Here is an 11,803-nt window from a genome sequence, read left to right as displayed (position 1 = left end):
ATAATTTGCAAAGACTGAATTATTCATAAATTTACAAAGTCAGATTAATTAGCAGACTTATCAGATTCCGATAAAAGATCGGATCCTTATAACAATCAAATCCTTAATCATTTCAGGAAGATCAGGACGTGATTACAATATGAGTGCTCAGGATAACCTTACAATCAACGAAAAAAAAGTCTTGCTCGCCCTTGAGGAACTGGGGTCGGCAGCTCCCGATAAACTGGAAGAGAAGTCCGGGCTGCAGGTGGATGCGGCAATGCAGGCAGCCTTCATGCTCCAGGAAAAAGGACTTGCTTCCGTATCTGAAAAAGTGCTCGAACGTTACTCCCTTACAAAGGAGGGAGAAGAATATACGAAAACCGGACTTCCGGAGCGCCAGATAATTGACGCCCTGAAAGCTCCCGCCCCTCTTGAAGAACTCAGGAGCCGCTTTTCCCCCAAGACCGTGGGGATCGCAACCGGTTGGCTCATAAAAAAAGGGTGGGCAAAGGTTGAAAACGGAGTTATGGTACCTTCGGGAAACGCTCCTGCAGGCAGGGACGAAGAAGTTCTTGCGGCTTTCGCAGGCAAGGCAAAAACTCTCGAAGAGCTTGCAGCCGACGAAGGAACTGTAAAGGAACTGCTCAAGCGCAAACTTGTCATAAAGCACGAAGAGAAGTCCAGGACTGTTTCCGTAACAGGAGCAGGGAGCGCTCTTGCTGCCGAAGGCATTGTCCTTGAAGAAGAAATTGCCCAGCTCACTCCCGAACTGCTGAAAAGCGGGGCCTGGAAAGGGAAAAAGTTCAGACCTTACAGGCTTGACATTGCTCCAAATCCCCTCTACGGAGTCAAAATCCACCCTTACAGGCGTTTGATTGAACAGATGCGCCAGATCTTCCTGGAAATGGGCTTCACGGAAATCAAAGGCGGCATAATCCAGAGCTCTTTCTGGAACTTCGATGCCCTCTTCCAGCCCCAGGACCACCCTGCAAGGGACATGCAGGACACCTTCCACCTTGGCAGCATCTGCCAGCTCCCGGCTGAATATTCCGATAAAGTAGCAGCAATGCACGAGAGCGGGGGGGATATTGACTCCTGCGGCTGGGGCGGGATCTGGGACAGGGAACTTGCCAGACGCAATGTGCTCAGGACCCATACCACTTCAGTAACCATAAAGTACCTCGCAGACAATCCCGAACCGCCTGTAAAAGCCTTCTGTATTGACAGGGCTTACCGCAGAGAGACGATTGACCCGACCCATACCCCCGAATTCGAGCAGCTTGAAGGCGTAGTTATGGACAAGGACATGTCCTTTGCAGACCTGCTCGGCCTCCTTGCAGAATTCTACCACAGGATGGGGTTCGAAGAAGTCCGCTTCCGCCCTGGATATTTCCCCTACACCGAACCGAGTGTGGAACCGGAAGTCTACGTGGACGGCCTCGGCTGGGTCGAACTAGGAGGCGCAGGCGTCTTCAGAAAAGAAGTCACGGAACCTTTCGGGATCAAAGAACCCGTCCTTGCCTGGGGGCTCGGAGTAAGCCGGCTCGCCATGCTGAAACTGGGGCTTAAAGATCTGAGGCTCCTCTACCAGTCCGATATCGACTGGCTCAGGAAGAGCGAAGTCTGCAGGATTTAAAGCTTTAAGCAAAAATTCAAATTTTAAACATTAAAGCGGCTCATGGGCCGTAAAAACTGCCTGCTTCAGCCCGCAGGCAATTCTTTTTTTCACATTTTTTTGATCTTCCGTTACAAAGTTGTTGAAATTTTGATGCTCGATTTTACCGGTGCAATCAAAGATTACTCACCAATTTGCCTGAAAACGGCTGGTTCAGCCGCGCCCGGCCACCTCCTGGCATAGGAAAAGTTGGGCTGACATATGCAGTTGACTACACTTTCTCCGCATAAACTATTCGCTCGACCGGCGTAGAGGCAAGTTCCCGACCTGTGGGCCTGATATACCGCCCAGCAAGCTCTTCATAACCGACGTGCTCGACTACCTTCCAGCCGTACCTCTCAAGAAATTTCGGCCACTCTTCCGGATCCATCCCGAAAAGCCAGATCTTATCCTTTACGTACTTTTTGTAGACTTTCTCCCAATCGTACATGACCCGGCCATCGAGAAAGTCTTTGCGAACATATGTGAAAACCAGGCGGCTGCCACGCTCAGCTTTAGCCAGGAAATCAAATGTTGTTCTGATACCGGTTTCAGTCAGATACTGTGTGACTGCCTCCCAGATGAAAAACGTCCGCTTATCCGCAGAATAGTCGTAAGATGCCAGAACGAAACCCAGTTCTTCGCGATCGAAGTCTATCGGCACAAGCCTGACATGGGAAGGGACCGTTCCGAACAATCCTGAAAGCCGGGTTTGCTTTGACCGGATGTTTTCAGGCTGATCGACCTCCCAGACTGGAGTTTCAGATAGAGATGGAAACCTGTATGCCCGGGTGTCAAAGCCCGCACCCAGATTCACGACCGCATCAACCTGATTGACCGACTCGACCAGCTTCTCATCTATATACCGTTTTCTGCACATCATCCCGCCCCAGATGCCGGGAGTGTCCTTCTCGGTAACCCGGATCATCCAGGCCCTTAACGAATCAAACCGCATCAGCCATACAAAAGCTCTCATGCCTAACGGCAGTATTCTATAAGCCAGGTCGTCTTCGATTATTCGCTGATTCTCAGGAAAATGTTGTTCAATAGCGACCAATGCTGTTGGGCCCACTCCTGTTTTAGCTGCAGCTTTTGTCATGATTCCCCTCTCTATTCACTCTCACTATTCATTTTATTTACTCTCTATTCACTCTCAGTATTCATTTAGTCGGTCTATGCGTTTAATTTTGCTATAACAAAGACAACAAAAAAGTTTCCGGGTTGCAGATAACATCGGGCTCATGTATCGAATATCCCATATCCGGTTGTATTCGAGCATCTATTCCTGCACTCATCCCTGAAAATTTCATGGGAAATAAGGATTAAGTAGCTCCGGGACCTTATTTCTGGCACAAAACCTTAAAAAAGAAAAAAACTGGCATGAATATGGAAACAGATCCGGAAAGCGTGAGGCAGGAAAATAGGCCTGACCCTTCTGCACGAGAGAGGATTTCCCTTCTCCCTCTCCTTACAGTCAATTTCATAGGTACACTCGGGTTCAGCATCGTCCTACCCTTCCTTGTTTTTCTGGTAAACCGGCTTGGAGGCAATGCTTTCATTTACGGACTTGCAAGCTCTATGTATCCGGCTTTCCAGCTAATAGGCGCCCCTATTCTCGGCAGGTGGTCTGATATCTACGGACGTAAAAAAATCCTGCTCTTTAGCCAGGTGGGAACCCTCCTTTCATGGATTATCTTTCTCGGAGCTCTTTTTCTCCCGGTTGTAACCCTTTTTCAGGTCGATTCCGAAGTCCTGGGGACTTTTGCCTTCACTCTGCCCCTTGCAGCGCTCTTCTTTGCTCGGGCTTTCGACGGGCTGACCGGAGGCAACGTGTCCGTAGCCAATGCCTATCTGGCAGACATTACCGAAGAAAAAGACAGGAACCGAAATTTCGGAAAAATGTCGATTTCCTCAAACCTCGGATTCATAGTGGGCCCTGCCCTTGCCGGACTTTTGAGCATAACAGCATACGGAGAAGCAGCCCCGGTCATTGGTGCAGTGGTAATTTCCCTTATAGGGACTTTACTGATTATATTTTATATCCCCGAAAACAAAGAATGCTCTCTTGAAGGACCTGTAGAGGCCAAAAACATACGAAAAGTGTTTGGCTACGAGATAAAGGAATGCCGGACCGTGCGGGAAACCGGGAAGCCTTCCTTCAGGGAAGTTTTTAAGCTTCCGAATATCCCTTACATGCTCGGCCTTTACTTCCTCATCTTTCTCGGCTTCAATATTTTCTACACCGCTTTTCCGCTGCATGCAATCGCAGCCCTTGACTGGGGCATCGCAGAAATGGGGGTATACTTTACGATCCTGAGCGGCCTTCTGATAATTGTGCAGGGTTCCATACTCCCAAGGCTTTCAAAAAGATATTCGGATGCCTCACTGATAATATTCGGAAGCCTTATGCTTGGCACGAACTTTCTGCTGCTTATCCCCGGGAACCTCTTTCTGACCTATCTTGCAACAGGGTTTTTTGCGATGGGGGACGGGCTTATGTGGCCTTCTTTCCTCTCCCTTCTATCAAAAATTGCAGGGAAAAATTACCAGGGCACGGTACAGGGTTTTGCCGGCAGTTTCGGAGGGCTTGCAAGCATAACCGGGCTGATCCTCGGCGGGCTTTTATATGAACTGCTTGCAGGAAGAGCCTTTTTGCTTGCAGGTATGATAATCTATGTCGTATTTTTACTCAATTTCAGACTCAGGCGATTTGAGAAAGAACTAAAATACTGAGATCGAATTTGAGACAAGAACTTGAGACCGAAGAAAGATGGGATTAAAAAAGGCGAAAAACCAAACTGTTTTAGTAAATAGGGCCGTATATTGAAAAATAGAACAGGGCTGAGAAAAATCCAGATTAAGAAAAACTTTGGTTAAGAAAAATTTCGAATTAAGAAAAACCAAAACAGGAAACAGTAAAATGCCAGGTAATTACCTTATTCTCATTATATTCGGATTTATCTTTCTTCTTTCTTTTATCCTCTGGGCCTGGACCCTTGTTGACTGCCTGCGAAATGAAACGGACAAAGGGAATACGCGCCTTATCTGGACCATAGTTATCGTTTTTACATATATTGTAGGAGCTTTTCTTTATTACCTGATAAGGCAGCCTAAAAGAGTCAAAGAACTTGGCAGGTAATTCCAAGAGCTCAGGCATCTCCCGATTATCCGGAGAAAAAGGAGAGGGGATTCCCCCTCAAAGTGTTTTCAGGTATTCAACGACGTCATTCACATCCTTATCGGTCATATTCCATCTGGGCATGGTAAGGTCAAGAGGCTCGCCTGCAGAATCAATGCCCTCCCGGATCGCCCTTTTGATGGTCTCATCCGTATATGGAGGATGTCCTTCCTCTTCTTCGTGCTCTTCAGAAGTAAGGGTCTCATATCTGATATCCGGAGGGATTGCGTAACCCATCATCACCGGATATCCTCCTCTCCCGTCCGTCCGATGGCAGTCAACACAGCTCCCTCCATGAACGTACAGCCAATGAGGACCGTACTCTGTCTCAATACGCTCACCGCTTTCATTAAACCCGGTATAGTAGATTAACTCCCCGTTTGACTCAAAATCACTTATGTTATAGGAAGGATACCCTCCCGGATACATACCTCTTCCCGGATACATTCCACCTCCCGGATACATTCCACCTCCCGGATATATTCCAGTGCCAGGATACGAAGTCCTGTTTTCCGAATAAATATCAGGCCGGCCATAGAAGCCGTCCCCTGTACGAGAAAGTCCCCACATGGTCCCGAAAGTAAAAATAAGGAAAACTATCCCTGCGACTATCAGAACCAGCAGGATAATCAGGAATGGATTGCTTTTGCTCTCCCTGTCTGCGATGCTTTAACCCCCCTTTAAATCATACCTGAGTTTATCTGTTAAAATAATCAGCCAAAATAATCAGCCAAAATTATCAGCCAAAATTATCAGCCAAGATTATCAGGTTTTTTGTTCACTGCTTATTATTTTCTTCGTTTTCTCCGTACATGCTTTGAGATAAATTTGACTCCTGCAGAAACTAGAGCTGCCAGAGCCAGTATCTTCATCAAACCACGAATTATTCCGAACATTAAATCACCCCATCTTTAAAGCTCTTGCATTTATAGCTACGATCACGGTACTCAGGCTCATGAGAACTGCCCCTATGGCAGGGCTCAGTAAGATGCCGTATCCGTAGAGTACCCCCGCTGCAAGTGGAATTGCAAACACGTTATACCCGGTTGCCCAGAGCAGGTTCTGGTACATCTTGGAGTAAGTCTTTCTGGAAAGCTCAATAATGTACAGCACATCTCCCGGATCGTTTTTCACCAGTACGATATCAGCGGTTTCGATTGCAACATCCGTACCCGCCCCGATGGCAATTCCCACATCAGCCTGGGCAAGGGCGGGAGCGTCATTGACCCCATCTCCGACCATGCCGGTAATGTACTGCTTCTGGACTTCCTTAACCTTTGCGGCCTTTTCGTGAGGGAGAACTTCCGCAAAGTAGTCGTCAAGCTCCAGTTCCTTAGACACCCAGGCAGCAACATAGCGGTTATCTCCGGTAAGCATCAGGCATTTTATGCCCATTCCTTTGAGCTTTGAAATTGCTTCCCTTGACTCTTTCCGGACAATGTCGGCAAGGGCAAGGGCTCCAAGTACCGTATCTCCTTCAAGCAAAAATACAACGGTTTTTCCCTGCTCTTTAATTTCTTCTATTTTTTCGGATTCGATTTTCCCGCCATTCAGGCTAATTCCTTTTTCTTCAAGGTAGCCCGGGCTTACTACAAGGAATTTCTTGCCTTCGATTATGCCCTCGATTCCTTTTCCGGGAATGGAACTGAACTTTTCGACCGGTAAAGGCTCTATCCCTTCTTCTCTGGCACTCTCAAGGATTCCCCTTGCAATCGGGTGTTCCGAACTTGCTTCAAGGGAGGCTGCAAGGCTGAGAATCTCGTTGTCGTTCATTTTGTCGACCTCCCCTGAAAGCGAAATTACATCGGTTACTCCAAACCTGCCTTCGGTGAGAGTTCCGGTTTTATCAAAGATCACAGCCTCAAGGCTCCGAGCTTTTTCAAATGCCTGCCGATCCCTGATGAGAAGCCCGGACTTTGCCGCCAGGGACGTGGAAACTGCAACCACGAGAGGGATTGCAAGCCCGAGGGCATGAGGGCAGGTGATAACCATTACGGTAACTGCCCTCTCCAGGGCAAAGACAACTTCATGCCCGAAGAAAATCCAGAGGAGAAATGTGAGCGCGCCCACTGTCAGGGCTATAATCGTGAGGTACATTGCAGCCCTATTTGCCAGGTCCTGAGTCTTTGATTTGCTTTCCTGAGCTGTTCTGACGAGTTCAACCACCTGGTTGAGATAGGTGTCCTTGCCTGTTTTTTTGACCTCCACGACAAAAGCCGCCTCTCCGTTAATCGAACCACCTATGACCTCAGTTCCCGGATTTTTCGTGACAGGCTTTGACTCTCCTGTAAGCATTGATTCGTTAACGCTGCTCGTCCCTTCTAAAACAGTTCCGTCAACAGGAATCTTTTCCCCGGGTTTGACCAGAACCCTGTCCCCTATTTTTAATCGGTCAACTCCCACGTCAACAGTTTCGCCGTTTTTCTTCAGGTGGGCAATCGAGGGCATGATTTTTACCAGCTCTTCAAGGGCTCTTGAAGCCCCCATTACCGAGCGCATCTCCAGCCAGTGCCCGAGCAGCATTACATCGATAAGGGTCACAAGTTCCCAGAAGAAGACTCCCCCGGGAAGCCCGAAGACCACGGCAGAGCTGTAAAAATAAGCCACGCTGATAGCAACGGCTATAAGGGTCATCATTCCCGGAGCTCTCTCTGCCAGCTCGTCTTTGAGCCCTTTGAGAAACGGATAGCCGCCGTAGAAATAAACGACAGTGGAAAGCAAAAAGGTAAGAATATCCGCACCGGGGACTCGAAACTCAAAGCCAAAAAAACCCTGAATCATGGGAGAGAGCAGCAAAACCGGAAAGGTCAGTATAAAAGAAACAATGAATCTTTTTCTGAAATCTGCAAGCATATGAGCATGGTGATCGCCATGACTTTTGCCATGACCTTTGCCCCCCATTTCATGCCCCTCATGTTGCATTCCTTCATGCTGGTCATGAACCTGATGCTTCATCTCGGTGTGCTGGTCACGATCCTGAGATTCCATTCCTTCGTGCTGATTATGCTCCTGATGTGCCATCTCAGGGTGCTGGTCATGACCCTGGGGGTTTATCTTGGAGTGCTGCTCAAGGGCCTGAGATTTCTCTCCCTCATGCTCTGTTTGCCCTCCATAATGGCTCTCATGCAGCATATTTTCAGAATTTTTGTGCCCGTTTTCTTCGTGCAACTCATGAGAGTTTTTGGGCATTTCCATTCCAGAGTCATGTTTTTTATCGTGAGAAGATGGTTCATTCACCCGAACAATAGAACTTGCAGTATCAATCCCATCCTTTTCAGCCTGCATATACCCAGTTACCCTCCGATTTTAATTTTATGTTAGATATTATAACTCTTAATATATTTGAGAATAAGGGAATCAAACGTCCCATATCGAACAGAACTAGCTTAAAAAAGTTACAAAGAATGAAAGAAAATAAGGGAAGACGAAGAAAAAAAGGAAAAGAAAAGAAGAGAAAAACATGAAAAAAGAGAACTTCAGTAACTAGGTTTACTCTTAATACCCCGACGCACAATAAATATCAAAAAATAGAGCATAATGAAGCAAACAACCCCGATGAAGACCGTAGACCAGAAAGCCACATCTGCAGGAATGTAACTGGTTGATCCAAAATCCCCAAGCAATGTCGACATATTATAACATATATGTTCACAAGTAATAAACTTACCTGATCACCTTAGAAAGGAAAAAGAAAGACAAGAGAGTTAATGAAGGGAGAGAAAAATACAAAAAAAGCAGATAAAAATACAAAAATATCAAAATTGTACAACCTCACGAAGGATAAACATAAGTTTTGCCTTCGAATCTTATCTTTTTTACTGTCTCCTTTCATCCATGAATTATTAACTCTAATCGATACAATGTCATTAGCTGTTTTAAGCCATTTTTTTACGCTCGATGCAGAAAAGCGGGCTTTCCCGTAAAAAAGAAGAGAAGAGATAAACTAAGATCCAGAAAGCAAAAATGGCATATAAAGAGCAGGAAAAACGCTAGAAAAAGTTGTAATTGCTTTTCATGCGTCTTCGGTTAAGTGAGGAATCATGATAAATTGCCTCCATTTTCGTAACAGTTCTCAAAAACTGTATCCCATTGAGAGTTGGAACTGGGTATCGATTTCATGTAAAAAGGACAAAATTTAAGGCGACTTTTGGTGCAAAATCGATATCCTTCAGGCAAGAAAATTCCTTAACCGATGACCAATGAATTGCTTTTTAGACAGGTAGCCAGACATGATGGCAGAGGTTTTTGTTTTTACCTGAATTGAAAAGATAGTCCCCAGGGTTAAGGAAAATATGTATCTGGTTGGCAGGCGATCTAAATCCCGTGCGGCGAGGAGAGAGAAGGGAGATTTTTTCCGGGATCCCGGAATGATTAATCGATTATATATAAGGGAACATCACCAAACATATATAAAAATCGGCCAGAGACGAATAATCCAATTCTCAAATGAAATATCTGCTAAAAAAGAAATCAGAGAATTAATTTCTCCGATACACTGCTGGTGAGGGCGACTCCCTCTCATATTCTTTTGTCTCATATTCTTTTGTTATTTTTTCTTTGCAGTATTGATCCCGAGAAGAGCATATGGAGTGCAGTGTCTCAGGATCGAGCTGAAGAGCCCCGTAAAAGCTATCAGTGCAACGATCCATTTCAAAGGAGAACTTTTTATAAGATTCATTGCCAGAGCAGTAATTCCAAGTGTCCCTAATAGGGTCCGGAGTACCAGATCAAAGCCGCCCACATTTTCTTCCAGAAACAATTTCTTGAGATTCGTCGGACAAAACCCCCATATAAACCTTCTTACATACTTATAGAACCTCGCAATATATAGCGTTGTTCTGTTTGTATTCCGTTGTATTCCGTTGTATTCCGTTGTTCCGTTTAATATTTACTTGCAAAAAGCCCTGAACAGGAGATGTAAAAATTCCTGTAAAAGGTCTGAAAATTCCCGAAAAATCACAAAATATATAACAAGAGATGAGAAGGTTTCTAACTATGCCCGAGATAAAAATTGACAGGTCACTCTCATACCTCGAAGGCACCCAGCGCGTGTATGACGAAGCCACTACCCTTGAAAACACCAAAGATCAGATAAAAAAGATAGGTGTTACCCGAATTGCAGATATCACAAACCTGGACAGGCTCGGGATTCCGATCTTCTCGGCAATCCGCCCCAGTGCCGCTCCTGGAGCGATCAGCATCTACTCAGGCAAGGGCTCAACCGAACAGCGGGCCCGAATTTCGGCAATAATGGAGAGTTTTGAGCGCTGTCTGGCAGAAAGGCCGGGCGTGAACGCAAATATCGAAGGCGGAATCTCTGCCCCGGCCCTTGTGGAGTCCTATTCCAATGCACAAGAAAACTGCAATGTGCTTGACCCCAACTCTCTCCTCCTGTCCCAACCCTTTAACCCCGGATCCCTTTTGGAGTGGGTTGGAGCATATGATTTGATGAACAGGGAAGAGGTCTTCGTAAATGCAAATGCGGTTTACCACCCCTATGACGCTCCCGGGCAGTGTCAGAAACTTTTCCTGAGCAATACCAACGGACTGGCATCCGGAAACGTGCTTGAGGAAGCAATCCTGCACGGGCTACTTGAAGTTATAGAAAGGGACGCAATCAGCACGGCCCAGTTTACCCGGAACCTTGGAAAAGAAATCGTGCTGACTGAAGAGGACGGCTACCTGTACGAGCTTGCCCGGAAGTTCAAAGATACCGGAATAGACCTCAAAATCTGGCTTGTCCCGACTGACACCGGGATTCCCACAATAATTGCAGCAACTGATGACGTTAAATTAAAAGACCCGGCTCTTCTGGTCATGGGAGCAGGTTCCCACCTTAAACCTGAGATCGCAATTGCAAGAGCAATAACCGAAGCCGCACAGTCAAGAGTAGTCCAGATTCAGGGCGCAAGGGAAGACACGGACAGGGAAGGCTTTATCCGAAGTGTAGGATACGACCGCATGAAGCGTCTGAACTGGTTCTGGTTCGAAGAAGGAGAAAAAATCTCCCTTTCCGAAGTAAAGGATCTCTCCGGAAAAAGCCCGACAGAAAACATCGATATAATACTTGAACAGCTAAAGGGGCTCACCGAAAAGGTAATTGTCGTAGACCTCTCAAGAGAGGAAATCGCAGTGCCTGTAGTCAGGGTGATCATTCCGGGCTTTGAACTCTTTACGATCGACCGCGACCGCAAAGGACAAAGAATCACTGCCGGAAAGAAGAAAGAATTTACAAGAGATCAAAACGATAAGCCGTGGAAAAGAAGATGAAAGCAAGAGCAGTTATCTTTACCGGTAACAGCATCAGCCATGAGGATGCAAAAAAAATCCTCAGGGCAAACTACCAGCCCCCCGTACGCAGGTTCCAGCTGGAAAAATTCGTCCAGCAGGGGTATAAGGTCATAGGGATTATAGACGGGATCTTCTTTGATCGGGCTGCAGTAGGGCATAGAGAGATCTTGTCCGCCCTTAATGCAGGAGTGAAGGTTGTGGGCGGAGCCAGCATGGGAGCCCTCAGGGCTTCGGAACTGGATACACACGGTATGGTAGGCGTTGGAAAGGTCTATGAGTGGTACAGGGACGGGGTTATCGAGTCCGATGACGAGGTGGCTGTAAGCACAAACCCTGACACCTTCGAACCCATTTCCGTGCCCCTTGTAAACATCAGGGAAACCCTTAAAGCTGCTCTCGATACCGGGCTTGTAAGCGAAAAAGAACACAATGCTCTCCTGGACCTTGCGATCAACACCTATTACCCTGACCGGAGCTATCTCGGGCTTACAAAGGAAGGGGGAAAAAAAGGGCTGATACCGAAAGAAAAAGGAAAGCAACTTCTTGATTTTTGCCTTAACAGCGAAGTTGATATAAAGAGACAGGACGCGGTTCTTGTACTTGAAACCGTAAAAAAGCTTATTGAAGAGGCCTGATACTTAAGGTCTCCTCAAATCAAGGGTTTCGGCTCTTCAAACTTTTTGATATCATGCTTTTCC

General features: G+C 46.5%; 9 protein-coding genes. 5 read left to right on the top strand and 4 right to left on the bottom strand.

The features are described from left to right. Positions 1-139: 139 nt before the first annotated feature. Entirely contained in the window at positions 140-1,618 is a 1,479-nt protein-coding gene (locus tag MA_RS00930) for a phenylalanine--tRNA ligase subunit alpha (RefSeq protein WP_011020229.1), read from the top strand. Positions 1,619-1,868: 250 nt separating this feature from the next. Here MA_RS00930 and MA_RS00920 read toward each other — a convergent pair whose 3' ends face one another. Beyond that, positions 1,869-2,735 carry a class I SAM-dependent methyltransferase gene (locus MA_RS00920; protein ID WP_011020228.1) on the bottom strand — a complete coding sequence of 289 codons (867 nt, stop codon included), beginning with the start codon at positions 2,733-2,735 and terminating at the stop codon, positions 1,869-1,871. 281 nt (positions 2,736-3,016) lie between these two features. Between MA_RS00920 and MA_RS00915 the strand changes: the two genes are divergently transcribed. Together MA_RS00915 and MA_RS00910 are read left to right on the top strand one after the other, a co-directional pair. Next, entirely contained in the window at positions 3,017-4,369 is a 1,353-nt protein-coding gene (locus MA_RS00915) for an MFS transporter (protein WP_011020227.1), read from the top strand. 187 nt (positions 4,370-4,556) lie between these two features. Beyond that, positions 4,557-4,775, top strand: coding sequence for a PLDc N-terminal domain-containing protein (locus MA_RS00910; RefSeq protein ID WP_048064831.1), 219 nt, complete (start codon positions 4,557-4,559; stop codon positions 4,773-4,775). Between the two features lie 57 nt (positions 4,776-4,832). Here MA_RS00910 and MA_RS00905 read toward each other — a convergent pair whose 3' ends face one another. The 3 genes from MA_RS00905 to MA_RS00890 form a co-directional block, all read right to left on the bottom strand. After that, positions 4,833-5,447: a c-type cytochrome gene (locus tag MA_RS00905; RefSeq protein WP_011020225.1), complete on the bottom strand. Its 615-nt coding sequence runs from the start codon at positions 5,445-5,447 to the stop codon at positions 4,833-4,835. A gap of 267 nt (positions 5,448-5,714) precedes the next feature. Further along, a complete protein-coding gene (locus MA_RS00900; protein ID WP_083755978.1) occupies positions 5,715-7,835 on the bottom strand; it encodes a heavy metal translocating P-type ATPase in 2,121 nt (706 codons plus the stop codon). 1,525 nt (positions 7,836-9,360) lie between these two features. Next, positions 9,361-9,573, bottom strand: coding sequence for a YgaP family membrane protein (locus MA_RS00890; protein WP_226990715.1), 213 nt, complete (start codon positions 9,571-9,573; stop codon positions 9,361-9,363). Positions 9,574-9,809: 236 nt separating this feature from the next. Here MA_RS00890 and MA_RS00885 point away from each other — a divergent pair, with 236 nt between their 5' ends. Beyond that, positions 9,810-11,084, top strand: coding sequence for a YcaO-related McrA-glycine thioamidation protein (locus MA_RS00885; protein ID WP_011020223.1), 1,275 nt, complete (start codon positions 9,810-9,812; stop codon positions 11,082-11,084). Next, a complete protein-coding gene (locus tag MA_RS00880) occupies positions 11,081-11,740 on the top strand; it encodes a TfuA-related McrA-glycine thioamidation protein (RefSeq protein ID WP_193589512.1) in 660 nt (219 codons plus the stop codon). Before MA_RS00885 ends, MA_RS00880 begins: the two co-directional genes overlap by 4 nt. Positions 11,741-11,803 lie beyond the last annotated feature (63 nt).

Origin of the sequence: Methanosarcina acetivorans C2A, from assembly GCF_000007345.1 — an archaeon.
Lineage (GTDB): Archaea > Halobacteriota > Methanosarcinia > Methanosarcinales > Methanosarcinaceae > Methanosarcina > Methanosarcina acetivorans.
Note: the sequence above shows the minus strand (reverse complement) of the source record. Positions and strands in the feature narration are given on the sequence as shown.